Origin of the sequence: Streptacidiphilus albus JL83 (genome assembly GCF_000744705.1) — a bacterium.
GTDB lineage: Bacteria > Actinomycetota > Actinomycetes > Streptomycetales > Streptomycetaceae > Streptacidiphilus > Streptacidiphilus albus.
On the sequence record NZ_JQML01000001.1, the window covers coordinates 8,432,421 to 8,458,308 of the forward strand.

General features: G+C 75.6%; 7 protein-coding genes. 5 read left to right on the forward strand and 2 right to left on the reverse strand.

Annotated features, from left to right (window positions below):
* Nucleotides 1-66 precede the first annotated feature (66 nt).
* Nucleotides 67-732, forward strand: a complete 666-nt coding sequence (locus BS75_RS36755; RefSeq protein WP_034091310.1) for a peroxiredoxin-like family protein — start codon at nucleotides 67-69, stop codon at nucleotides 730-732.
* 54 nt (nucleotides 733-786) lie between these two features.
* Here BS75_RS36755 and BS75_RS36760 read toward each other — a convergent pair whose 3' ends face one another.
* Together BS75_RS36760 and BS75_RS36765 are read right to left on the reverse strand one after the other, a co-directional pair.
* The gene (locus BS75_RS36760) at nucleotides 787-2,409 is read right to left on the reverse strand and encodes an FAD-dependent monooxygenase (protein WP_052070164.1); all 1,623 of its coding nucleotides are present in this window, start codon (nucleotides 2,407-2,409) and stop codon (nucleotides 787-789) included.
* A complete protein-coding gene (locus BS75_RS36765) occupies nucleotides 2,406-3,845 on the reverse strand; it encodes an MFS transporter (RefSeq protein WP_042437414.1) in 1,440 nt (479 codons plus the stop codon). The genes BS75_RS36760 and BS75_RS36765 overlap by 4 nt, the downstream gene beginning before the upstream one ends.
* A gap of 103 nt (nucleotides 3,846-3,948) precedes the next feature.
* Between BS75_RS36765 and BS75_RS36770 the strand changes: the two genes are divergently transcribed.
* The 4 genes from BS75_RS36770 (at nucleotide 3,949) to BS75_RS36785 (ending at nucleotide 25,879) form a co-directional block, all read left to right on the forward strand.
* Nucleotides 3,949-4,569 (forward strand): TetR/AcrR family transcriptional regulator C-terminal domain-containing protein, encoded by a 621-nt coding sequence (locus tag BS75_RS36770; protein WP_034091312.1) that lies wholly within the window; start codon nucleotides 3,949-3,951, stop codon nucleotides 4,567-4,569.
* Nucleotides 4,570-5,924: 1,355 nt separating this feature from the next.
* The gene (locus BS75_RS36775) at nucleotides 5,925-6,998 is read left to right on the forward strand and encodes a cytochrome P450 (RefSeq protein WP_231608004.1); all 1,074 of its coding nucleotides are present in this window, start codon (nucleotides 5,925-5,927) and stop codon (nucleotides 6,996-6,998) included.
* A gap of 91 nt (nucleotides 6,999-7,089) precedes the next feature.
* On the forward strand, nucleotides 7,090-8,439 hold the full coding sequence (locus BS75_RS36780) for a serine hydrolase domain-containing protein (protein ID WP_034091314.1): 1,350 nt from the start codon (nucleotides 7,090-7,092) through the stop codon (nucleotides 8,437-8,439).
* Nucleotides 8,440-8,563: 124 nt separating this feature from the next.
* The gene (locus BS75_RS36785) at nucleotides 8,564-25,879 is read left to right on the forward strand and encodes a non-ribosomal peptide synthetase (protein WP_034091315.1); all 17,316 of its coding nucleotides are present in this window, start codon (nucleotides 8,564-8,566) and stop codon (nucleotides 25,877-25,879) included.
* The last annotated feature ends 9 nt before the right edge of the window (nucleotides 25,880-25,888 follow it).

A 25,888-nucleotide genomic window follows, 5' to 3' on the forward strand; every position in this document is an offset into this window, starting at 1 on the left:
TTTGACTATCCATTCTTCCGGGCGGAGAGTGGATAGCAGAATCCAATCTGCCGCTGGGAGCTCCCCATGACGAACAACGACACGACGATCGCCGACCAGACGACCGAGGTGAGCCGTCAGGCCGCCGAGCAGCTTCCGGCCGAGGTCATGGCCGGCTTCGGGGCCGAGCTGGCCCGGCTCGTCGAAGAAGGCGTGCCGAGCGGCGCCGCTGCTCCGGGGGCGCCGATGCCGGACGGCGAGCTCTTCGACGTGCACGGCGCACCGACCACGCTCGCCGCGGCACGCGACGGCCGGCCCGCCGTGGTCGTCTTCTACCGTGGGGCCTGGTGCCCGTACTGCAACGTCGCTCTGCGCGCGTACGAGAAGGCGCTGGTGGGGGAGCTCGGCCTGCGCGGTGTGGCGCTGGTTGCGGTCAGCCCGCAGAAGGCCGACGGCGCGCTCTCGCTGACCGAGAAGCTCGCGCTGACCTACACGGTGGTTTCCGACCCGGGGAACCAGATCGCCAGGCAGCTCGGCATCGTCTTCACCGTCGGCGAGGGTGTGCGCGAGGCCCAGGCGAAGCTCGGCCTCGACCTCGCGGACGTCAATGCGGACGGCGGCTACGAGCTGCCGCTGCCCACCACGGTCCTCGTCGACGCGGACGGCACCATCCGCTGGATCGACGTGCACCCCGACTACACCACACGCTCCGAGACGGCCGAGATCCTGGCCGCCGTGGACGCGCTCCGGTAGCGCGGACGGGGCCCGGGCTCAGGCCCGGGCCCGGGCGCCGCGTCTCCGCTTCCGCTAGCGGTGCACCCGGCAGGTGGGCCGTACCGTCGTTCCCGGCGCGCCGGGCAGCTCGGCGAGGGCCCGGCCCAGAGCCGTGGTGGGATCGGCCGGGAGGACGGGCGCGCGCCAGGCGATGAAGGAGTCCGGGCGCAGCAGGATCGCCCCCGTGCCGCCGCCGGCGCCGTCGAGGCCCGCGCGTTCGGCGAGGGCCGGGCCGGGGTCGGTGCGGCGCAGGCCGTGCGCCTCGGCGGCCTCGCGCCAGCCTTCGTCGGCGAGGAGGATCCACTCCCCGGCGGCCAGGTCGACCGTCGAGTGCCGGTGTTCGGGGTCGAGCCAGAGATGGGGGACCCGCGTTCCCGGGGTGCCGTCGAGGTCCTGGGCTGCGGCGGCCGCGGTGTCGTCCTCGGACCCGCCGAGCGATCCGCCGAGCACGGCGGTCGAGCGGTAGCGGTCGCCCAGTCCGTGGGCCCGGGGGGTGCTCCAGCGCCCGGCCATGGCGGCGCCCCCGCCCCGGTTCAGGGCGCGGGCGTTCTCGCCGGAGTCGGCGACGGCACGGACGGCGGCCGGGTGGCGCTCGTCGTGGTAGCTGTCCAGGAGCCGCTCACTGCCGCGTCCGCGCAGGGTGGCGGCCAGCTTCCAGGCGAGATTGTGCGCGTCCGCGACACCGGTGCTCGCGCCGCGCGCTCCGGCGGGCGGCATCTGGTGTGCGCTGTCGCCGACGAAGAACACCCGTCCGCAACGCAGCCGGTCCAGGGTGCGTTCGCGGGCCTCCCAGGGGAGCACGCTGAGGACCCGCAGGTCCGGCACGTCCAGGCCGAGGGCCGTACGGACGATCTCCGCGCACCTGGTGTGCGGGTAGTGCGCCGGGCTCTCGGCGGCGGGGTCGTAGCGGATGTGGAAGGCCCAGCGGGAGCGGTTGTCGATCGAGGTCAGCATCCCGCGCAGGCCCGGGCGGTCGATCATCGCGAGGCTGAACTCGCGCTGCCGGACGAACGCCCCCAGGTCCGCGTGGAACAGGACGTTGAGCTGGTGGCCGTGGCTGCCGCCGTAGGTCGAGGGCACTCGGAGTTCGTGGCGGAGGCCGCCGCCGGCGCCGTCGGCGGCGATCGCGTAGTCGGCCGTGACCTGCTGTCGGGTCCCGTCGATGGTCTCCTCCAGCTCCGCCCGCACCCCGTGGGCGTCCTGGTGCAGCGCCAGGCGGCGGGTGCCGAAGCGGAGCTCGCCGGGCCCCTTGCGGGCGGCCTCCAGGAGCACCGGCTCCACCATGTCCAGGGTGGCCCGCAGTCCGTGGGTCGGGCTCCACCGGGCGACGGTCTCCGGGGCGAAGATGCTCTCCTCCTCCGGAGGCCCGGTGCGTCGCGCGACGGGGCCCAGCGCCTCGGCGAGCGTGCCACCGGAGAGCACGCCCACCGCGGCTGCCAGGTGCGCGCCCGCGTCGCGCACCGCGTCGGCGGCGCCGAGCTCGCGGAAGACCTCCATCGCACGGGCATTGACGCTGCGGGCGCGGGGGTGCTCGTGGGTGCCGGAGTGGGCCTCGACCAGGAGCGAGTTCACGCCCAGCCGCGACAGGGCCAGCGAGGCGGTGAGGCCGACGACGCCGCCGCCCACGACGAGGACCGGATAGTGCTGTGCGGTCATGCGGAACTCCTGGGGGTGTCAGTGGGGCGAAGCAGCAGTGAGACGAGGCCGGCCAGTGCGCTGAAGCCGGCCGCCGCGGCCAGCGCGGCGTGGTAGCCGTTGAGTTGGGCGACCCGCAGCGGATGACCGGCCAGACTGCCGCGGGTCACCGACTCGTTGAGGGTGGACAGCACCGCGATGCCCAGCGCGCCGCCGAGTTGCCGGTTCATGTTGAGCAGGCCGGAGGCGAGGCCGGTGTCCCGCGCGGGCACTCCGGCGGTGGCGGCGCTGGTGGCGGACATCAGCATGAGGCCGAGCCCGGTCCCGGTGAGCAGCAGCGGTCCGAGCAGGTCGGGCAGGTAGTGGGCGCCGAGCGGGACGCGGCTGAGCCACAGCAGCCCTGCCCCTCCGACCAGCCCTCCGTAGCAGGGCAGCCGTCGCGTCCCGGTCGCCAGCAGCCGCCGCGAGCCGAGTGCGGCCCCGGCCAGGCAGACGCCCATCGGCAGCATGGCCAGGCCGGTCTGGCGGGCGTCGTAGCCGAGGACCTGCTGCAGCACCTGGGAGGCGAGGTAGAGCGAGGCGGTGAGCGCGGCGCCGAGCATCAGCACCAGCAGGTTTCCGGTGCGGATATTGGCTGTTCGGAACAGGTCGAGCCGGACCAGCGGGCTGCGGCTGCGCGCCTCGATGAGCAGGAAGGCGGCCAGCAGGGCAGCTGCCGCGGCCAGCTCCTGCAGGGTCCTGGGCGCTGCCCAGCCGACCTGCCCGGCCTGCGAGACGGCGTACAGCAGGGCGCCGATGCCGAGCACGGCGGTCAGTGCGCCGGGGACGTCCAGGGCCTGCCGGTCCGGGCGGGCCTGGGAAGGCAGCAGGCAGTAGCCGACGGCGCCGATGAGTGCGAGCCCGACCGGGACATTGACGAACATCACCCAGCGCCAGCCGGCCTGCTGCGTCAGCACGCCGCCGATCAGGATGCCCAGCGCCGCCGCCGACGAGCTGGCAGCGGCCCAGACGGACAGCGCGCGCCGTCGGGCCGCGCCGTCGTCCTGGGTCGCCGCCATGATCACGCTGAGCGTCGAGGTGGCCAGCCCGGAGGCGCCCACCCCCTGGACGACGCGGGCGCCCAGCAGTACCGGCCCGCTGTCGGCCAGCCCGCCGACAGCGCTGGCGGCGGTGAACAGCACCAGCCCGCACAGCAGGGTCGCCCGGCGCCCGAAGAGGTCCCCGGCCCGGGCGGCGAGCAGGATGCAGCCACCGAGCGCGAGCAGGTAGGCGTCGACCACCCACTGCTCCGCTGCGGCGGAGAGGTGGAGGGCGGCGCGGATCGAGGGGAGCGCCACGTTCACGATGGCGCTGTCCATGACGACCATGAAGGCCGCCGTGCAGGCAATGGCCAGGACGGCGCCGAGTGGGAGCCCGGCGCGGAGCAGCCGGGGTGGTGGTGGGGAGAATGAGGACAAGGCGGTCTCCAGGCCTGAACACTGTTCTAGTAGAACGGTGTTCAGGTTAGGATGGCCTTTGTTGTCGCGTCAAGGCCCGTCAGGGCCCACAAGGAGATCCCCCATGCGGTTGCACCGTGCGGACGTGCTCAGCGCCGCGCTGGACCTGCTCGACGCCGAGGGCCTGGACGGCCTGTCCATGCGGCGCCTGGCGACCAGGCTCGACGTCCAGGTCAGCGCGCTCTACTGGCACTACCGGGACAAGCAGGCGCTGCTGGACGCGATGGCCGAGCAGCTCATGGAGGGGGTCGCCGACATCGACCCGGTCCGGCCGGGACTGGCCCAGCTCGCCGAACTCGGCCGGCGCCTGCGCTCGGCCCTGCTCGCCCGCCGCGACGGCGCCCGGGTCGTCTCCGGCACCTACGTGCGCCGGCCGAACACGCTGCGGTTCGGCGACACGGCCGTGCGGGCGGCGCTGGCCGCCGGCATCCCGGCCGAGGAGGCAGGGCTGGCCTTCTTCACCCTGCAGGACTACGTGCTGGGCCACACCATCGAGGAGCAGAGCCGCAACGAGCTGCTGTCCTCCCGGGCCGAGCCCCCGGATCAGGCGCCGGAGGTGGCCGAGCAGTACCCCGCCATCCGCGTCGCCATCGAGCACTGGGCGGCCACCGACGCCGACGTGCGCTTCCACTACGGCCTGGACGTCCTGATCGACGGGCTGCGCGCCCGGCACCGCACCCAGTAGGGCCTGGTCGGAACTGCCTCCGGCGGCGCAAGGGCCCGGCAACTCGTGGGCGCAGCAGCGCAGTACGCCCGGGCCGCGCCCCGCATCCCGGAGCGTCTCCGGCGCCGGCTCGGCGGAACGGCCCTGAGCCGCCATCCGCGTCGGTAGTCGGTCGGCCTGCTCCTCGCCCTGCCGTGACTGTCACTGCTCGGCCTGGCCGCCGCCGGAGTCGTCAGGGCCTGATGCTCCGGCGGCGGATCACCCTGGTGCGCTTCGAGCGGACACCGTGCACGGCGTCCAGGCCCGCGGCCTCCCGGACGGTTCGTCGGCGGCCCGGGCCGCGTGCCGTTTGTCGACGATCATCCGCGCCGCGCGCTCCGTCGACTCCGGTGGCTGCGTCCATTGGGCAGGCACGGACCGGGACTTCCGAGGACCGGCGCCCCGCGTCGAACCAGAGTGCGATTCGGACACGCTTGGACAGGGCGGGGCGGGGCAGTCGCAACAGCATGCGGAACATCGTGCCAACTGTGCCCGACGATCTCCGGCCGTGGTCAGGGCGCCATGCGTCGTGTGGATACTACGAGGCCGGGAATCCCTCCTGGCCTGGGCGGATGCGGTGGTTATGGTACCCGCGGCAGTCGGGGCACGGGGCGTACCGCGGCCGCCGCGGCTATCGCCCCGACTCCCCGCCGTCGGGGGCTGAACCGTGCATTTCCGCGACAGAAACGCGGGATGAATGGGCAACTCCCGGGATCCAGATTCGCAATTTCGTTCGGGGGAAGGCGGTGGTGAAACCGGTTCGGATCCGGCTCCCGGGCGAGAACCACCTGGGAGTCGTTCGTCGTTCAACCTCAGGGGGTTGCCATCGAGTGACTCACCGTGAAGACTGTGATGAGCTTGCCGGGGGAGCGTTCGAGGCTTGGGGGGCCATGCCGTTCGTATCGCCCGCGGTGGAGGGTCTCGCGCAGCGGTTGCGCGGGAGGGGTTGCTGAGGGGATGGCTATGTCAGTTGGTCCACGGCGTGCTGAGGTGTAGCGCCTCACCCTGACGCCGGGGCTCCGACAGCAGCGCTCCGAAGCAGTAAGTCGACAACAGACCGAAGATGTTCGGTCGTCCGCGATTCGCAGGACGGCGGTGCAGGGGGCACGCCCGTGCCGTCCGACACCGCGTGCGCAGCCATGCCCGGCACGGCTCTGTGGGGGAGCGCCAGGCCGCGACCGAAGGAGATAAGGGTGACCAGCAATCAACTAGGGCGCCGATTACTACCATTAGAAGACTTATCCGATCGTTGGCTGAGACTTCGTCAGGGCGACCCGGTACGGTACGAGGAGAGTCGGGGCCTGTGGCAGGTCCTGGACTACGAGAGCGTCGCCGCGGTGCTCGCCGATCCGGCCACGTACTCCTCCGAGTTGTCCTCCCTGGCGCCGACCCAGGAGGACTTCGAGGTCTTCCGGCAGGGCAACTTCGTCGGCATGGACCCACCGGAACACCGAAGACTCCGCGCACTGGTGAGCCAGGCGTTCACCCCGCGGGTCGTGCAGGGACTGGCACCGCGCATCGAGGCCGTGTGCGCGCAGCTGCTGGACGCGGTGGCGGACCAGGACCGGTTCGACCTGGTCGACGCGCTGGCCTATCCGCTCCCCATCATCGTCATCGCCGAGCTGCTCGGCGTCCCGCCCGAGGAGCACCGGCTCTTCCAGGAGTGGGCCGGCATCCTGTTCGGCGACGAGCTCAGCGAACAGCTCGGTGACGAGCTCGACATGGCCGACCTGGAACGGGCGCTGGCGGCCATCGCCCCCACCGTCCGTGAGATGAACGGGTACGTGCTGCAGCACATCCGCAACCGCCGTGCGGATCCCGGGGACGACCTCACCAGCAGGCTGATCGCCGCCGAGGTGGACGGCGTCCGGCTGGAGGACCAGCAGATGGTCGGCTTCGTCGCCCTGCTGCTGATCGCCGGACACGTCACCACGACCGCACTGCTGGGCAATGCCGTGGTGACCTTCGACCGGCAGCCCGGCACGGACGCCGCACTGCGCGCCGACCCCGGCCTGCTTCCGCAGGCCATCGAGGAGGTGCTGCGCTGGCTGCCCCCCTTTCCCGAGCTGGGGCGCCGGGTCACCCGGCCGGTGGTCCTCGGTGGTCAGGAACTGGCGGCGGACACGCTGCTGATGACCCATCTCGGTGCTGCCAACCGTGATCCTGCGCGCTTCGAGGCGCCCGGTGTCTTCGACGTGACCCGCCACCCCAATCCCCACCTGACCTTCGGCCACGGCATCCACTTCTGCTTCGGCGCGCCGCTGGCCCGGCTGGAGGCGCGGATCGCGCTACGCACTGTGCACAAACGATTCTGTGCCCTGGCGGTCCCCTCCTACGAGGACGTCACGTACCAGAATCCGGCCGTCATCATCGGCGTACGCCGACTGCCGGTGGAGGTCGTCAGGCCGTAGCACGGGCGCCCCGCGCCCCGGTCGGCCCACCGCCCACCCGCTGCCGACTCCCACCCGCAGATGAGCCCCAGCTATCAGGAGCCCCGTCCCCATGCTGTACAGCACCACGACCGTTCCGGTCCGCGGACACGCACGCCCCCTCTTACAGCGGGAACTGCACCACCGGCTCGACGTCCTGGCGCGCGCCCACCGCGTCCCCGGTGCCCAGTTGGTCCTGGACACCGGCTCCGAGCTCGTCTCCGTGCACGTCGGCACGGCCGACGCCGCCACCGGCGCCCCCTTCACCGCGGACACGGCGGTGCCCCTGGGATCGCTCACCAAGCCGTACACGGCCGCCCTGGTGCTGCTGCTCGCCGAGGACGGCGACCTCGACCTGGACGACCGCGTCGCCGACCACCTCTCCGAGCTACGGGAGTCGGGCGAGGTGACGATACGTCAACTGCTGAGCCACACCAGCGGACTGCCCACCGGAGTCGACTCGGACGCGGCCGCCAGGACCACCGCGGCCCGCTACCTGTCCGCCGTGGGCGCCGCCGGGGACGCGCTGTTCCCGCCCGGGAGCGACTTCTCCTACTCCAACGCCGGGTACGTGGCCGCCGGCCGGCTGGTGGAGACGGTGACCGGCATGTCGTGGCACGAGGCCGTGGACGCCCTGCTCCTCGAATCCCTGGGCACCGTGCCCGCGTTCCTCGGCAAGGCCGCACCCGCCCGCCCGGTCGCCGCCGGTCACGCCCTCAACACCGCCACCGGCCGGGTCCGCCCGGTCCGGCAGAACCTGGCTCCGCTGGAGGCGCCGGCCGGAGCCCTGCAGGCGAGCGCCGTGGACCTGCACGCGCTCGGCCTGGCCCTGGCCGACCGGAGCGAGGCCCTGCCGCCCGCCGTCGCGGCGGCCATGCGCCGCCCGGAGGCCGCCGCCCACCCGGGCGCGCTCGCGGACGGCTGGGGGCTCGGGGCGGCGCTCTACCGGCAGGACGGCCGACTCTGGTGCGGCCACGACGGCAACGCCCAGGGCACCTCCTGCCACCTGCGGGTCGATCCTGACAGCGGCCTGGTGGTCGCCTTCACGGGCAATGCCGGCGCCGCCACGGCGCTGTGGCGCGACCTCGCCGAGGACCTGGAGCGGACCATCGGGGTGCGGGTGCCCGCGATGGTCGCGCCGACCGGGCCGGACCACCCGGTGGCCCTGCCCGAGTGCGCGGGCACGTACGCCAACGGCGGCCTGCGGTACCACGTCGCGCTGGAGCCCGAGGGCTCGCCGACGCTGTCCGTCGACGGCGACCTGCCGATCCCCCTGCTCTGTTACCCCGACCTGTCCGTCGAGCTGGTCGACCCGGGGACCGGCCGCCGTGAGCCCGGGGGACGCTTCCACCGCGACCCCGCCACCGGTGCGATCGACCGGATGCAGATATCGGGCCGTACGGCCCGCCGCGTCGCCGCCTGAGCCCGTCCGCCCGTAGCGACGGGCGCCACCCGTACCGACCCGCACCGCTGCCGTGCGTGGGCCCGAGGCTGCCTGCCCGCCTCCGCCGTCCGCGCCGCTCCTCCCACCCGGAAGGACCCCATTCATGGCCGACCAGCCCGTACCCGCGTCCACCCTGCCGCAGTCCGCCGACGCCGCTGGGCCGCAGCAGAGCGGCGCGGACCCGGCGCCGGGGTACCCGACGCTCGGTGAGCTGTTCGCCGCGTGGGTGACCCGGACCCCGGACGCGCCCGCGGTGACCGACGGCCGGCGCAGCTGGACCTACCGGGAACTGGCGGCCCGGGCCGACCTGCTGGCCGGCCACCTGCTGCGGCGCGGCGCCGGTCCGGAGCGGACGGTGGCGCTGGTCCTGCCGCGCTCGATGGAGCTGATCGCGGCGGAGCTGGCCGTCGCGCGCACGGGCGCCGCCTTCCTGCCCGTGGACCCCGCCTATCCCGCCGAGCGGCGGGCGCTGATGCTCGCCGACGCGGCGCCCGCGGCCACCCTCGACGACCCGGCCTTCGTCCGCGCGGTGCTGGACGCGGCGGACGGGGGCGCGGCGGACGGGGACGCCGCGGACGGGGACGAGACCGGCGGGGGCGGCCTCCCCGCTCCGGCGGTCAGCGCCGACCACACCGCGTACGTGATCTACACCTCGGGCTCCACCGGGACGCCGAAGGGCGTGGCCGTCACCCACCGCGGCATCGGCGGGTTCACCGCCGCCGCCATCGAGCGCTACGCGGTGCGGCCCGGTGACCGCGTGCTGCAGTTCTCCTCGCCCAGCTTCGACGCCTCCGTGCTGGAGCTCTTCATCTCCGTGCTCTCCGGCGCCACCCTGGTGGTGCCCCCGGACGGCCCCTGGCTGGGCGAGGAACTCGCCGCCGTCCTGGACGAACACGGCATCACGCACGCGCTGATCCCGCCGGCCGCCCTGGCCACCCTCCCCGCCCCGGCCGCCGGGGAGGGGGCCGGGGGGGAAGCCGCCGCCCGCCACCTGCGCACGCTGATCGTCGGGGCCGAGGCCTGCCCGGCCGCGCTGGTCGACCGCTGGGCGCCCGGCCGCCGCATGATCAACTCCTATGGGCCCACCGAGGCCACCATCGTCGCCACCTGGACCGGGCCGCTGTCGGCCGGGTCCGGCACGCCGACCATCGGCGGCGCCCTGCCGCACACCCGGGTGTACGTCCTCGATGCGGCGATGCGCCCCCAACCACCCGGCACCGACGGGGAGTTGTACATCGGTGGCGACGCCGTGGCGCGCGGCTACCTGAACCGCGCGGGCCTGACCGCCGCCCGCTTCGTCGCCGACCCCTTCGGAGCGCCCGGCGCCCGGCTCTACCGCACCGGTGACCGGGCGCGCTGGACCGCCGACGGGGAGGTGGAGTTCCTCGGGCGTCTCGACCGGCAGGTGAAGCTCCGGGGCTTCCGGATCGAACCGGGGGAGATCGAGGCCGCCCTGCGGCGGAACGGCGCCGTCGGCGAGGCCGTGGTCGTGGTCCGCGAGGACGAGCCCGGCCGCGAGCGGCTGGTCGGCTACGTCACCCCCGCCGACCCGGACCGGGACCCGGACCCCGCGGCGCTGCGCACGGCCCTGGCCGCCGCCCTGCCGGCCCACATGGTGCCGTCCGTGGTCGTCGTGCTGGCGGCGCTGCCGCTCACCCCGCAGCACAAGATCGACCGGCGGGCGCTGCCCGCGCCCGTCCGGCAGGCCGCGGCCGGCCCCGCGGCACCGCTCACCGGGCGGGAGCGCTCCCTGGCCGCCATCTGGGCGCAGGTCCTGGGCGTCGGGTCGGTCGGCGCGGGCGAGGACTTCTTCGAGCTGGGCGGTGACTCGATCCTCGCGGCCCGGACCCTGACCCGGGTCAGGGAGGAGCTGGGCGTGCGGCTCACCCTGCGGGACGTCTTCACCGCGCGCACCGTCGCCGCCCTGGCCCGGCTGCTGGGCGCCCAGCCCGCCGCCGCTCCGCCGGAGCCCATCCCGCCGGCCCCGCGCGAGGTGCCGCTGCCGCTGTCCAGCGCCCAGCGGCGGCTGTGGTTCCTGGACGACCTCGGCGCCGGCGCGGCGGAGTACAACACCGGGGTGGCCCTGCGGCTGCTCGGCGCACCTGACCCGGAGGCGCTGCGCCGGGCCCTGCGGCGGCTCGTCGCCCGGCACGACTCGCTGCGGACCACGTTCGGCACGGTCGACGGGCAGGGCGTGCAGCGGATCGCGGCGCAGGCCGCCCTGCCGCTGCGCACGGCGGACCTCGGCGACCTGCCGGCCGAGCGGCGGGCCGAGGCCGTCGAGCAGCTGCTGACCGAGGAGCTGAGCCGCCCCTACGACCTGACGGACGGTCCGCTGGCCCGAGCGCTGCTGGTCCGGCTCGCCGACGAGGAGCACCTGCTGCTGCTGGGGCAGCACCACATCATCACCGACGGCTGGTCGGTGGGCATCCTCACCCGTGAACTGGCCGCGCTCTACCACGCGGAGGTCTCCGGCGAGCCGGACGGGCTGCCCGCCCCGGCCCTCCAGTACCCCGATTTCGCGGTGTGGGAGCAGGGCCGGCCGGTCCCCGGGGAGGCCGAGGACCTCAGGTACTGGAAGCGCTGCCTGTCCGGGCTGCAGCAGCTGCAACTGCCCACGGACCGGCCCCGGCCCGCGCTGCGGACCACCTCCGGCGCCGCGCACCGGCACCGGCTCCCGGCGGAGCTGGTGGCCCGGCTGCGGCACCTCGCGGCAGGCCGCGGCACCACGGTGTTCACCCTGTTCGCCGGGGCGTCCGCGCTGCTGTTCTCGCGCTACTCCGGCCAGCGGGACGTGGCGTTCGGGACGGTCACCACCGGGCGGGACCGCCGGGAGCTGGAGGAGGTGACCGGCTTCTTCGCCAACACCGTCGTGCTGCGCGGCGACGTGGACGAGGCGGCCACCGTCGACCGGTTCGTCGAGAGCATGCGGACGACCGTGCTGGACGCCTTCGCGCACGCCGGGGTCCCGTTCGGCCGGGTGGTGGAGGAGCTGGCCCCGCCCCGGGACCCGAGCCGCACCCCGCTGGTGCAGGTGCTCGTCGTCCAGCAGGCCGCTGCCGCCACCCTGCCGCCGGCCGGCGGGCTGCGGTTCGAGGACCACCCGCTGCCCCGCCCGGCCGCCCGCTTCGACCTGGTCCTGGAGTTCGCGCCGGAGCCCGGGGGCGGCTGCGCGCTGACCGTCGAGTACAACACCGACCTGTTCGAGGCGCGGACCGTGGCCCGGATCTCCGGTCACCTGCACCGCCTGCTGGCCGGGATGGCGGAGGGACCGCAGCGCCGGCTGGCCGAACTGCCCATGCTCTCCGAGGAGGAGCAGCGCACCCTGCTCGACTCCTGGAACCCGGCCGGGCCGGGCCGGGCGGACCGCCCCGACACCACGCTGCCCGAGCTGTTCCAGGCGCAGGTGGCCCGGACCCCCGACCGGACCGCCGTCCGCCGCGCCCCGGCGGGGCTGGACTACGCCGAGGTCAACCGGCGCGCCAACCGCCTCGCCCGGCTGCTGGTCTCCCGCGGCGCCGGCCCGGAGCGCCTGGTCGCGCTCTGCCTGCCGCGCTCCGCCGAACTGCCGTCGGCGCTCTGGGCGGTGCTGAAGTCGGGCGCGGCCTACCTCCCGGTGGACCCGGGCTACCCGGCCGAGCGGATCCGGCTGATGCTGGAGGACGCCCGGCCCGCGCTGGTCGTCGCCACCCGGGAGACGGCGACCGCGCTGCCCGAGGGCTGCGCCGCGCTGATCCTGGAGGACTGTGCCGCTCCCGACGCCGGGCTCCGGGGCGCCGACGAGGCCGACCTGACCGACGCCGACCTGACCGACGCCGACCTGACCGACGCCGACCGGCTCGGTCCGCTGCTGCCGGACCACCCCGCCTACGTCATCTACACCTCGGGGTCGACCGGTCGGCCCAAGGGCGTGGTGGTCACCCACCGCAGTGTCGTCGGACTGGCCGCCTGGGCGGCGGAGCGGTTCGGCTCCGGCGGGCTGGCCCACGTGATCGCCTCCACCTCGCTCAACTTCGACGTCTCGGTCTTCGAGCTGCTCTGCCCGCTGCTGGTCGGCGGCAGCGTCGAGGTGGTCGCCGACCTGTCCGCCCTGGCCGAGGAGCCGGTCCGGCGGCGGGTCGGGCTGGTCAGCGGCGTGCCCTCGGTGATCTCCCGGCTGTTCGCCGGGGGCACGGCTCCGGTGGTGGCGGACACCGTGGTGCTGGCCGGCGAGGCGCTCCCCGCCCAGGTGGTGCGCGACCTGCGGGAGGCCCTGCCCGGGTGCGGCATCGCCAATGTCTACGGCCCCACCGAGGCCACCGTGTACGCCACCGCCTGGTTCGCCGGCGCCGAGGCGCCGGACCAGGCGCCGCCGATCGGCAGGCCGCTGGCGCCGACCCGGGTCTACGTCCTCGACGGCGCACTGCGCCCGCAGCCCCCGGGCGTGACCGGCGAGCTGTACCTCGGGGGCGGCAGCCTGGCGCGCGGCTACCTGCGGCGTCCCGGGCTGACCGCCGCCCGGTTCGTCGCCGACCCGTACGCCGCGCCGGGGACGGCCGGGGGGCGGATGTACCGCACCGGGGACCTGGTGCGGTGGAGCGCCGACGGCGAGCTGGAGTACGTCGGCCGGATCGACCAGCAGGTCAAGGTCCGCGGCTTCCGGATCGAGCTGGGCGAGGTGGAGGAGGCCCTGAGCGGCTGCGAGGGCGTGGCCCAGGCGGCCGCCACCGTCCACGAGAGCGGCGGCAACCGGCGCCTGGTCGGCTACGTGGTCCCCGTCCCGCAGGCCCGGGTGGAGCCCGAGGCCGTGCGCCGGGCACTCGGCCTCACGCTGCCCGACTACCTGGTCCCCTCGGCCGTCCTGGTGCTGCCCGCGCTGCCGCTCACCACCAACGGCAAGCTGGACCGGGGACGGCTCCCCGATCCGGGACCGGCCGCGCACACCGTGCGCCACGTCGCACCGCGCACCCCCGCCGAGCAGGCCCTCGCCGCGATCTGGGCGGACATCCTGGGGGTGGACCGGGTCGGCGCGGACGACAACTTCTTCCAGCTCGGCGGCGACTCGATCCTCAGCATCCAGGTGGTGGCCCGCGCGCGGCAGGCGGGCCTGTCGCTGACCTCCCGGGACGTCTACCAGCACCAGACGGTCGCCGCCCTCGCCCGGTGCGCGGACGACGCCGGCCCGCTGCTGCCCGCCGCTCCCGCCGCGGTGGCCGCCGTCGGCGCGGCCCCCCTGACGCCCATTCAGCGCTGGTGGTTCGACCGTGCGGCCGGGCGCGCGGGCCACTTCGCCCAGGCGCTCTCCGTCCAGCTGCCCGAGGACCTGGACCCGGCGGCGCTGGAGGACGCGCTGAACGACCTGGTCGCCCACCACGAGGCCCTGCGCTCCGGCTTCCCGGCCCGCGAGGGTACCCGGACCGGCGCCGAGGCCGTGCGGTGGTGGATCGAGGAACGGGCCCCCCGGCTCGCCCTGGCCCGCCACACCGGCCCGGACACCGACACTCCGCACTTCGGCCCGTTCGAGCTGGGCCAGGGGCCGCTGCTGCGGGCCGTGCTGCACGACCGGGGACCCGGCCGGCCACCGGTGCTGCACCTGGCCGTCCACCACCTGGTGGTGGACGGGGTCTCCTGGCGGGTGCTGCTGGAGGACCTCGACCTGGCCTACCGCGCCCGCCGCGCGGGCGGCGACGGGGCGGACGCCCTGCCGGCCCCGTCCTCGCCGCTGCGCGCCTGGGCCCGGCGGCTGAGCGCCTACGCCGCCGACGGCGGCTTCGACGACGAGACGGAGTACTGGTCGCGGGCGGTTCCGGCCGCGCTGCCCCCGCTCCCGGCCGACCTGGAGGGCACCGACACCTACGCCTCGGCCCGCTCGGTGACCGTGCGGCTGAGCCGGGCGGACACCGCCGTCCTGCTGCGCACCCTGCCCGACACCTACCGCACCCGCGCCAACGACGTCCTGCTGGGCGCGCTGGGCCGGGTGCTGTGCGGGTGGAGCGGGCAGGACCGGGTGCTGGTGGACGTCGAGGGGCACGGCCGCGAGGAGCTCTTCGCCGACCTCGACCTCAGCCGCACCGTCGGCTGGTTCACCACCCGGCACCCGGTGGCCCTCGCCGTGCCCGCGCAGGCGGGCTGGGACGCGGTGCTCAAGCAGGTCAAGGAGCAGCTGCGCGCCGTCCCCCGGCACGGCCTGGGCCACGACCTGCTGCACGGCCTCGGCCGGTTGGGGACGGAGCCCGGGGTCCCGGCCGCCCAGGTCAGCTTCAACTACCTGGGGCGGATGGGATTCCCGCAGAGCCCGGACGGGCTGTACCGCGGCGCATTCCGCTCGCTGGAACTGGACGCCGACCCGCTGGCGGAACGGCCGCACGCGCTGGAGGTCGTCGGGCAGCTCGACGGCGAGGAGCTGGAGTTCACCTGGTTCTACTCGGACCGGCGGTACCGGGCGGCCACCGTCGCGGCCCTGGCCGAGCGGTACGCCGAGGCCCTGGCCGACCTCGCCCGGTACGCGGCAGGGCCGGGCGCGGGCGGGCGGACCCCGTCCGACTTCCCGCTGGCCCGGCTCGACCAGGCCGCCGTGGACCGGATCACGGGCGCCGGTCCGGGCGACGTGGAGGACGTCCTGCCGCTGACGCCGACCCAGGCCGGCATGCTCTTCCACGGCCTCTCCCAGGAGGACAGCGGTGTCTACTTCCAGCAGCTGTCCTTCGTCCTGGAGGGCGTGCCCGATCCGGAGCTGCTGGCCGGGGCCTGGCAGCAGGTGACCGACCGCACCGCGGTGCTGCGCGGGCGCGTCGTCTGGCAGGACGTGCCGGAGCCGCTGCTGGTGGTCCAGCGCCACGCCCCGGTGCCGGTCGACCGGCCGGACTGGCGGGAGCTGACCGAGGACGAGCGCCGGGCCCGGCTGGGCGACCTGCTGGACCGCGACCGCGCGCGCGGCATCGACCTGGCGCAGGCCCCGCTCCAGCGGCTGGTGCTGGCCCGGATCTCCGACACGGCGGTGCGTGTGGTGTGGTCCTTCCACCACCTGGTCCTGGACGGCTGGAGCCTGTTCCAGGTGCTGTCGGACGTCTTCGCCTGCCACGCCGCCCGGTCCGGGGACGGGGCGGCCGCCACGGACCTCCCGCCGGACACCCTGCCGGACCGCCGTCCCTACCGCGACTACGTGGCCTGGCTGCGCGAGCGCGACTGGGAGCGGGCCGAGCGGCACTGGCAGGACCGGCTGGCCGGCCTGACCGAGGCCACGCCGCTGCCCTGGGACCGAGAGCCGCGCCAGAGCCACCGCGCGGAGTCCACCCAGGCGGTACGGGTCAGCCTGCCCGAGGCCGCCACCCGGGCCCTGGAGGAGCTGGCGAGGACCTCGGGACTCACCCTGAACACGCTGGTCCAGGGAGCCTGGGCGCTGCTGCTGGGCCGTCAGACGGGCCGGGAGGAGGTGGTGTTCGGCACCACCGTCTCCGGGCGGCCGCCCGAGCTGCCCGGGTCCGAGGCCATGACCGGCCTGTTCATCACCACCCTGCCCACCCGGGCCGCGGTGCCGGCCGAGGGCACCCTGCTCGACTGGCTGCGCCGGCTGCAGCAGGACCAGAGCGAGGACCGGCGGTTCGACTACGTCCCGCTGACCCGGATGCGGACCTTCACCGGCCTGCCCGAGCGGGTCGCCCTGTTCGACAGCATCGTGGTCTTCGAGAACTACCCGGTGGACGACGACCTCGCCGCCGCCCACGGTCTGCGGCTGAGCGGTCTGGAGGGCATCGAGACCACCAACTACCCGCTGAGCCTGGTGGCCTACCCGGGGCCCGAGCTGTCCCTGCGGCTCTGCTACGACCCGCAGTTGTTCGAGGCCGGCACGGCGCGGCGGCTGGCCGGACAGCTGACGGTGCTGCTGGCGGGGATGCCCGAGGGGGGCCTGCTGCCGCCCGCGCGGCTGCCGCTGCTGACCGCCGAGGGGCGCGCGCAGGTGCTCGACGCCTGGAACGACACCGCCACCGAGCTGCCCGACCGCAGCGTCGCCGAGCTCTTCGCCGAGCAGGTCCGCCGCACGCCCGGGGCGACCGCGCTGGAGGCCGGCTCCGAGACGCTGAGCTACCGCGACCTCGACACCAGGGCCGCGGCCCTGGCCGACCGGCTGGCCGCGCTCGGCGTGCGGGCGGAACGCCCGGTCGCCGTGCTGATGGACCGTTCCGTCGAACTGATCGTCGCCCAGCTGGCCCTGGTCCGCACCGGCGGGGTGTACGTGCCGCTGGACGGCCGGGCGCCGCGCGAGCGGCTGCGCCGGATGCTGGCCGGGGCCGGTGCGGAGCTGCTGCTCACCGACGCGGCCTGGGCGCCGACGGCCCGCGAGCTGTGCCCCGGCGAGGGCGTGCTGCGGGTGGACGGACCCGGCGCCGAGGCCCGGCCGGAGCCGGGCGGAGCGGCCGTCGCCCCGGCGGTCCGTCCCGACAACCTCCAGTACCTGATGTTCACCTCCGGCTCGACCGGCGCCCCCAAGGGCGTCGCGGTGCGCCAGCGGGACGTGGCCGCGCTCGCCCTGGACCGGGCCTTCACCGGCCACGACCGGGTGCTGGTGCACTCCCCGCACGCCTTCGACGCGGCCACCTACGAGGTCTGGGTGCCGCTGCTGCGCGGCGGCACCGCCGTGCTGGCCCCGCCGGCGGACCTGGACGCCGCCGTGGTCCGCCGAGCCGTCACCGAGCAGGGCGTGAACTGCCTCTGGCTGACCGCCGGCCTGTTCCGGCTGCTCGCCCAGGAGGACCCCGGCTGCCTGCGCGGCGCCCGGGAGGTGTGGACCGGCGGCGAGGCCGTGCCGGGCACGGCGGTGCGCCGGGTGCTGGAGGCCTGCCCCGGCCTGACCGTCGTCGACGGCTACGGCCCGACGGAGACCACCACCTTCGCCACCCGCCGGATCTTCCGCTCCGGCGACCCGCTGCCCGCCGTGCTGCCCATCGGACGGCCGCTGGACAACACCCGCGTCTATGTCCTCGACGGCCTGCTCCAGCCTCAACCACCGGGAACAGCAGGAGAGTTGTACATAGCCGGCGCCGGGCTCGCCCGGGGCTACGCCGGACGGCCGGGCGAGAGCGCGGCCCGCTGGGTCGCCGACCCGTTCGGGCCGCCCGGGGGCCGGATGTACCGCACCGGCGACACCGCGCGGTGGAGCGAGGACGGCGAACTGCACTTCGTGGGCCGCACCGACGAGCAGATCAAGATCCGCGGGTTCCGGATCGAACCCGCCGAGATCGAGGCCGCGCTCACCGCCCTCCCGGAGGTCGCCGAGGCGGTCGTGTCGCTGTACCAGGAGGGCGGGCGCAAGCGGCTGGCCGCCCACCTGGTCCTGGCGGAGGGCGCCGCGGCTCCGTCCGCCACCGAACTGCGCGCCCGGCTGGCGGCCGACCTGCCCGACTACATGCTGCCCGCCGCCTTCGTCACGGTGGCGGAACTGCCGCTGACGGCCAACGGCAAGGTGGACCGGCGGCGGCTGCCCGCCCCCGACCGGTCGGCGGCCGGGGACAGCGCCTACCGCGCCCCGGACACCGAGGCCGAGCGGGTCCTCGCCGGCATCTGGGCGGAGCTGCTCGGCGTGGACCGGGTCGGCGTCGACGACAACTTCTTCGTGCTGGGCGGCGACTCGATCCTGAGCATCCAGGTCGTCTCCCGCGCCCGCGCCGCGGGGCTCGCGCTGACCCCCCGCGACCTGTTCCGGCGTCCCACGGTCGCCGCACTGGCCGCCGCCGCCGGGACCGCCGAGTCCGTGGCCGGCACCGGACCGGTGAGCGGGGAGGTCGGCCTGACGCCCATTCAGCACTGGTTCCTGGAGCCGCAGCCGGCGCGGGCGCCGACCTCCGGCGAGTCCGTCTTCAACCAGTCGGTGGTGCTGGAGGCGCCCAGCGAGGTCGACCCCGACCTGCTGCGCCGCGCCCTGACGGCCCTGTGGGCGCACCACGACGCCCTGCGCTCCCGGTTCACCCTGGCCCAGGACGGCGCCTGGGAGCAGCACTGCGCCCCCGCCGAGGACCCCGCCCCCGAGCTGCTGCGCGTCTGCGACCTGGCCGGTCTGGACCCGGCGGCGGCCGAGGAGGCCGAGGCCGGGGTGACGGCGACGGCGCACGCCGGGTTCCGGCTGGACCGCCTCCCGCTGCTGACCGCCCGGCTGTTCACCACCGGCGGCGCCCGGCCGGACCGGCTGCTGCTGACCGTCCACCACCTGCTGGTGGACGGGGTCTCCTGGCGGGTGCTGCTGGAGGACCTGGAGACCGCCTACCGGCAGGCCCTGGAGGGCCGGCCGCTGCGGCTGCCCGCCCGCACCACCTCGGTCCAGGAGTGGACGCGCCGGCTGCGCGCGCACACCGGGAACGGCGGCTTCGCGGAGCAGCGCGCCCACTGGCAGGCGGTCGCCCGGCACTGCGCGGCACCGCTGCCGGTGGACGGCGAGGGCGGCAACACCGCGGCCGAGGCGCGCGCGGTGACGGTCCGGCTGGACCGGGAGCGCACCGACGAACTGTTGCGCCGGGTACCCGGGGTCTACCGCACCCGGATCGACGACGTGCTGCTCGCCGCGCTGGGCCGGGTGCTGGCCGAGTGGACCGGACGGCGCACCGTGGCCGTCGGCCTGGAGGGGCACGGCCGGGAGGACCAGCTGTTCGAGGACGTCGACCTGTCCCGCACCGTCGGCTGGTTCACCACCCTGTTCCCGGTCGCCCTGGAGGTCCCGGAGGGGGACTGGGGCACCGCGCTGAAGTCGGTGAAGGAGCAGCTCCGGGCGGTGCCCGACCGGGGCCTGGGCTACGGCGCCCTGCGGTACCTGGCCCGGGACGGACGGCTCGCCGGCGCGGCGACCGCCGGGATCAGCTTCAACTACCTGGGCCGGTTCGACTGGTCCGCCGAGGGCGCCGCCCTGGTCGGCGCGGTCCCCGGCGGCCTCGGCGGCGCGGAGGCGCCCGGCACGGAGCGCCCGCACCTGCTGGACGTGGTGGCCCGGGTCGAGGACGGCCGACTGGAGATCGACTGGCACTACAGCAGCGGACGGCACCGGGAGCAGACCGTCACCGGGCTCGCCCGGGGCATGCTGCGCGCGCTGGAGGAGATCCTCGTCCACTGCGCCGACCCGGCGGCCGGCGGCCGCACCCCCTCCGACTTCCCGCTGGCCCGGCTGGACCAGGCGGCCGTCGACCGGGTCGTCGGGGACGGGCGGGCCGTCGCCGACGTCTACCCGCTGACGCCGATGCAGGCGGGCATGCTCTTCCACAACCTGCTGGAGCCGGAGGGCAGCACCTACGTCAACCAGGTGCAGCTGGTGCTGTCCGGGGTCACCGACCCGGACGCCCTGGCCGAGGCCTGGCAGCACGCGGTGGACGCCAACCCGGTCCTGCGCACCCGGCTGAGCTGGCAGGAGAGCGCCGAGCCGCTCCAGCTGGTCCAGCAGCGGGCCACCGTCCCGGTGACCCGGCACGACTGGACCGGGCAGACGGCCGAGGAACTGGAGCGGGGGACGGCCCGGCTGCTCGCCGAGGACCGGCAGGCCGGTCTCGACCTGAGCACCGCGCCGCTGATGCGGCTGGCCCTGATCCGGCTCTCGCCGACCCGGGTCCGGCTGGTGTGGACCTTCCACCACGTCCTGCTGGACGGGTGGAGCGCGGCCCAGGTCTTCGACGAGGTGTGCGAGCGGTACGCCGCGCTGACCTCCGGGCGCCGCCCGAGCCTGCCCGAGCGCGCCCCCTTCGGCGACTACCTGCGCTGGCTGGCCGGGCAGGACGCGGCCGGGGCCGAGCGGTACTGGCGCGGGACCCTGGCCGGGTTCCGGGCCCCCACCGCACTGCCCCGGGACCGGCAGCCCGCCGGGGCCCACCGCAGCTCCTCCTCCGCGTCGGTGCGGATGACCCTCGACACCGCTGTGTCGGTGCGGGTGCGGGAGGCGGCCCAGCAGGCCGGACTGACCGTCAACACCCTGCTGCAGGGCGCCTGGGCGCTGCTGCTGTCCGGCTACGGCGGGGGCGAGGACGTGGTGTTCGGCACCATCGTCTCCGGGCGGCCCGCCGACCTCGCCGGGGTGACCTCGATGGTCGGCCTGTTCATCAACACCCAGCCGACCCGGGTGCGGGTGGACCGGCGGCGCCGGCTGCTGGACTGGCTGGGCGAGCTGCAGGCCGCGCAGTCGGAGGCGCGGCGGCACGACTCCGTCTCGCTGGCGCAGCTGCAGACCTGGAGCGAAGTACCGGGCGGGACCGCCCTGTTCGACAGCATCCTGGTCTTCGAGAACTACCCGTTCGACGCGGCCGCGGCGACCCGGCACGGCCTGGCCGTCGAGGCGGAACGGGACGTCGAACCGACCAACTACCCGCTCAGCGTGGCGGTGGTGCCCGGTGACGCCCTGACGGTCAACCTCGACTACGACCCGGCCGCCTTCGACGCCGCCACCGTCGAGGAGGTCGGGGCAGGCCTGCGGACACTGCTGGCGGCGATGGCGGACGACCTGGACCGCCCGCTGGCCGACCTGCCGCTGCCGGAGCCGCTGCCGGAGCCCGGCCGGGGCCGCGGGCCGCTCGAACGCTCCGCCGACGCGCTGCCCGCGCCGGTACCGAGCGCGCCGGGGCAGGTCGCGCCGGCGCTGCCCGCGCCGGGCGCGGGCGGCGACCGGCCGCCGCGCACCGACGCGGAGCGGACCCTCGCCGCCATCTGGTCCGAGGTGCTGGGCGTGCCCGACGTGAGCGCGGACGACAACTACTTCGCGCTCGGCGGCGACTCGATCCTGGGCATCCAGATCGTCTCGGCGGCCCGTCGGGCCGGGCTGGCGCTGACCCCCCGGCACCTGTTCGCCCACCAGACCCTGGCCGAACTCGCCCTGGCCGCCGAGGAGGCGCCGGTCACCGCGGTGGTCGCCGAGCAGGGCGCGGTGGTGGGCGAGGTCGCGCTCACCCCGGTCCAGCACTGGCTGTTCGACACCCTCGGGGGCGACGCCCGCTTCACCCAGGCGGTCTCCTACCAGCTCGCGGCGGACACCGACGAGACCCTGCTGCGCGCCGCCCTGACCGCCGTCCTGGCGCAGCACGACGCGCTGCGCCTGCGGTTCGAGGAGGCCGGACCCGGGCGGTGGCGCCAGTACGGCGTCGCGCCCGGCGGCGCGCCGGTCGGCCTCCGGGTGCACCACCTGCCCGCCGACGAGCCCGCCGCGACCGCCGCCCGGCTGCGCGACCTGGCCGAGGAGCTGGCCGGCGGCTTCGACCTGGCCACCGGGCCGCTGCTGCGGGCGGCGCTGTGCCGCCCCGGCGGCGAGCAGCACCCGGTCCTGCTGCTGGCCGCGCACCACCTGGTGGTGGACGCGGTCTCCTGGCGGCTGATCCTGGAGGACCTGGACACCGCCTACCGCGCCCTGTGCGCGGGCCGGGGACCCGACCTCGGGGCCAAGAGCACCTCCTTCCGGGCCTGGGCCCAGCGGCTCGCCGCGCACGCCGCCGCCGGCGGCTTCGACCAGGAACTCGCCCACTGGCAGGACCTCGACCGGGGCGCCGGCACGGCCCCGCTGCCGACCGACGGCAGCGGCGCCAACACCGGCGCGGTCGAGGAGACGCTGACCGTCGGCCTGGACGCCGAGGAGACCCGGCGACTGCTGCAGGAGGTGCCCGAGGTCTACCGCACCCGGGTCAACGACGTCCTGCTCTGCGCGCTCGGCCGGGTGCTGGCCCGCTGGACCGGACGGGACCGGGTGGCGGTGGCACTGGAGGGCCACGGCCGCGAGGAACTGTTCGAGGACGTCGACCTGGCCAGGACCGTCGGCTGGTTCACCACGGTGTACCCGGTCGCCCTGGACGTGCCCGGGGACGCGGACACCGGCACCGCGCTGAAGGCGGTCAAGGAGAGCCTGCGGGCCGTGCCGCGCGGCGGAGTCGGCTACGGCGCGCTCCGGTACCTGCGGCCCGGGGCCGGTCCGCAGCTGCCCGGGCTGCCGCAGATCGGCTTCAACTACCTGGGCCGGCAGGACTGGAACGGTCCCACCGGCGGCCTGCTGCACGCGCCGTACGGCCCGCTCGCCGGCGGCATGGACCGCACGGCCGAGCGCCCGCACCTGCTGGACGTCCTCGGGCAGGTGAGCGACGGGAGGCTCACGTTCACCTGGTCGTACTCCCGGGAGCTGCACCGGCGCGGGACCGTCGCCCGGCTGGCGGCCGAACTGGCGCAGGAGCTGCGGGAGATCGTCCGGCACTGCGCCGAGCCGGGTGCGGGGGGCCGCACCCCGTCCGACTTCCCGCTGGCCGCCCTGGACCAGGCGGCGGTCGACCGGCTGGTCGGCACCGGACGGGACGTGGTGGACGTCTATCCGCTGACGCCCACCCAGACCGGCATGGTCGTGCACGGCCTGGACGAGGCGGAGCACGGCATGTACGTCGAGCAGCTCACCTTCGTGCTGGACGGCGCCCGCGACCCCGGGCTGCTGGCCGCGGCCTGGCAGCACGTGGTCGACCGCACCCCGGTGCTGCGCACCTCGGTGGCCCTGCGGGACGTACCGGTGCCGCTGCAGCTGGTGCACCGCGAGGTGGCGCTGCCGGTCACCGAACACGACTGGAGCAGCCTGACGGAGGACCGGCGCGCGGCGGAGCTGGAGCGGCTGCTCGACGAGGGCCGGGGTCGTCCGCTGCCCCTGGACCGGGCCCCGCTGCTGCGGCTCGACCTGGTCCGGCTCGGACCGGACGCGGTGCGGGTGGTGTGGACCTTCCACCACGTGCTGCTGGACGGGTGGAGCGTCTTCCAGGTCCTGTCGGACGTGCTGGCCGCCCACGCCGCGCTCGCCCGCGGCGAGCAGCCGGCCCTGCCCGAGCGCCGACCCTTCGCGGACTACGCCGCCTGGCTCGCCGCCCGCGACACCGGCCGTGCGGTGGAGCACTGGCGGGGCGTCCTGGCGGACCTCGCCACGCCCACCGCGCTGCCCTACGACCGCAGGCCCGCCCGGGGCGCCACGGCCCGCTCCGGGGTCTGGCTGTCGCAGCGGCTCGGCGAGGACGGGACGGCGCGGCTCCAGGAGTTCGCCCGCCGGCACCGGCTGACCGTCAACACCCTGGTGCAGGGCGCCTGGTCGCTGCTGCTGTCGCGCTGGAGCGGTGAGCAGCGGGTCTGCTTCGGCACCACCGTCTCAGGTCGGCCGACCGACCTGACCGGCGCCGACACCGTCGTCGGCCTCTTCATCACCACCCTGCCCGCGCTGGTCGCGGTCGACGGCGGCGCGCGCTGCGACGCCTGGCTGCGCGCGGTGCAGGAGGGACGGGCCGAGGACCGCCGGTTCGACCACGTGCCGCTGGCCGAGCTGGGCGCGCTGAGCGAACTGCCCCCCGGGACGGGGATGTTCGACAGTCTGGTGGTCTTCGAGAACTACCCGGTCGGCGATGCGACGGCCGGCGCCAACGGTCTGCTGATCCACGGACTGGAGGCCAGGGAGGCCACCAACTACCCGCTCACCGTGGTCGTTTCGCCCGGCGACCGGCTCAGTGTGGAACTCGGTTACGACCCACGGTACTTCGATCCTGGCACGGCCGGTTCGCTGGCCGGGCAGCTGCTGCACACCCTGTCCGCGCTGGCCGCCTCGGACGGCGCCCTCCGGCTGGACGAGGTCGACGTCCTGCCGCCCGAGGAGCGGACCAGGGTGCTGCGCGGCCCGGTGCGCCCGGCGCTGGGCCCGGTGACCCCGGCCGCCCTGCCGGTCCTGGTCGAGGCGGCCGTGGACCGCCGGCCCGGCGCACCGGCGCTGAGCGCGCCCGGCCTGGAGCTGAGCTTCGCCGAGGTCGAGGCGCGGGCCAACCGGCTGGCGCACCGGCTGATCGCCCGCGGCGCGGGCCCCGGCGACCTGGTCGCCCTGCTGCTGCCGCGCTCGGCGGACATGGTGCTGGCCCAGCTCGCGGTCGCCAAGGCCGGCGCCGCCTTCCTGCCGGTCGACCCCGGCTATCCGGAGGAGCGGGTCGAGCTGATGCTGCGCGACGCGGCCCCCGCGCTCACCCTCGACGCCAAGGAGGTCGCCGACCTGCTGACCGCGCCACCGCAGGGGGTCCCCGGCCACCGGCCCACCGACACCGACCGGATCCGCCCGCTCGACCTGGACGACCCGGCCTACGTGATCTACACCTCCGGCTCCACCGGCACCCCCAAGGGAGTGGTGGTCACCCACCGCGGGCTCGCGGTGTTCGCCGCGGCCGAGGCCGAGCACTACCGGGTGGCCCCGGGCGACCGGGTGCTGGCCTTCGCCACGCCCAGCTTCGACGCCTCGGTGCTGGAACTGTGCATGTCCCTGCCCCAGGGCGCCCGGCTGGTGGTCCCCGCCCCCGGCCCGCTGCTCGGCGCCCACCTGGCCGAGGTGCTGCGGGCGGAGCGGATCACCCACACGCTGCTGCCGCCGGCCGCCCTCGCCACCCTGCCCGCCGGCGCCCCGGGCACCCTGCCCGACCTGAAGACCCTGGTGGTCGGCGCCGAGGCCTGCGGGCCCGACCTGGTCGCCCGCTGGGCCCCGCACCACCGCATGGTCAACTCCTACGGGCCCAGCGAGGCCACCGTGGTCGCCACCTGGTCCGCGCCGCTGGAACCGGACGGGGCCGCCCCGCCGATCGGCCGCCCGCTGCCCGCCACCGGCGCCTACGTCCTCGACGCCAGGCTGCGGCCGGTCGCCGACGGCGTGGCCGGCGACCTGTGGCTCAGCGGACCGACGCTGGCGCGCGGCTACCTGGGCCGCCCGGGCCTGACCGCCGCCCGCTTCACCGCCGACCCCTTCGGTCCCCCCGGTACCCGGATGTACCGCACCGGCGACCTGGTGCGCCGCGACTCCCGCGGCGAGCTGCACTACCTGGGCCGCACCGACCACCAGCTCAAGCTGCACGGCCACCGGATCGAGGCGGGCGAGGTCGAGGCGGCGCTGGTGCGTCACCCGGCCGTGCTGGACGCCGTGGTGAGCGTGCGGGAGGACGAGCCGGGGCTGCCGCGCCTGGTCGCCCACCTGCTGGTGGCCCCCGGCGCCGAACCGCCCGCGGGCGCCGAGCTGCGCGCGCTGGCCGCCCGCACCCTGCCCGGGTACATGGTCCCCTCGGCGTTCGCGCTCCTGGACCGCTTCCCGCTCACCGAGAACGGCAAGACCGACCGGGCGGCCCTGCCCGCGCCGGTGCCGGCCGAGGCGGAGGACCCGGTCGGCCGGGTGGCGCCGCGCACGCCCACCGAGGAGGCGGTGGCCGCCATCTGGGCCGAGGTCCTGCAGACGGCCGTGGGCGTGGAGGAGGACTACTACCTGCTGGGCGGGGACTCGATGCGCGCCCTGCTGATCGCCTCCCGGGCCAATGACGCCTTCGGCCTCAGGCTCACCCCCCGCGACGTCCTGGTCTCCCGCACCGTGGCCGCGCTGGCGGAGCTGGTGGAGGACCAGGTGCTGAGCGAACTCGAAGACGCCGCCCACGGCGGCCCCGAAGACGACGAACGGTGAGGAACCGAC

Excerpts from the sequence above, each read along its gene's own strand:
- BS75_RS36780 (WP_034091314.1), top strand. The coding sequence starts at position 7,090 with ATGCTGTACAGCACCACGACCGTTCCGGTCCGCGGACACGCACGCCCC.
- BS75_RS36755 (WP_034091310.1), top strand. The coding sequence starts at position 67 with ATGACGAACAACGACACGACGATCGCCGACCAGACGACCGAGGTGAGC.
- BS75_RS36760 (WP_052070164.1), bottom strand. The coding sequence starts at position 2,409 with ATGACCGCACAGCACTATCCGGTCCTCGTCGTGGGCGGCGGCGTCGTC.
- BS75_RS36770 (WP_034091312.1), top strand. The coding sequence starts at position 3,949 with ATGCGGTTGCACCGTGCGGACGTGCTCAGCGCCGCGCTGGACCTGCTC.
- BS75_RS36785 (WP_034091315.1), top strand. The coding sequence starts at position 8,564 with ATGGCCGACCAGCCCGTACCCGCGTCCACCCTGCCGCAGTCCGCCGAC.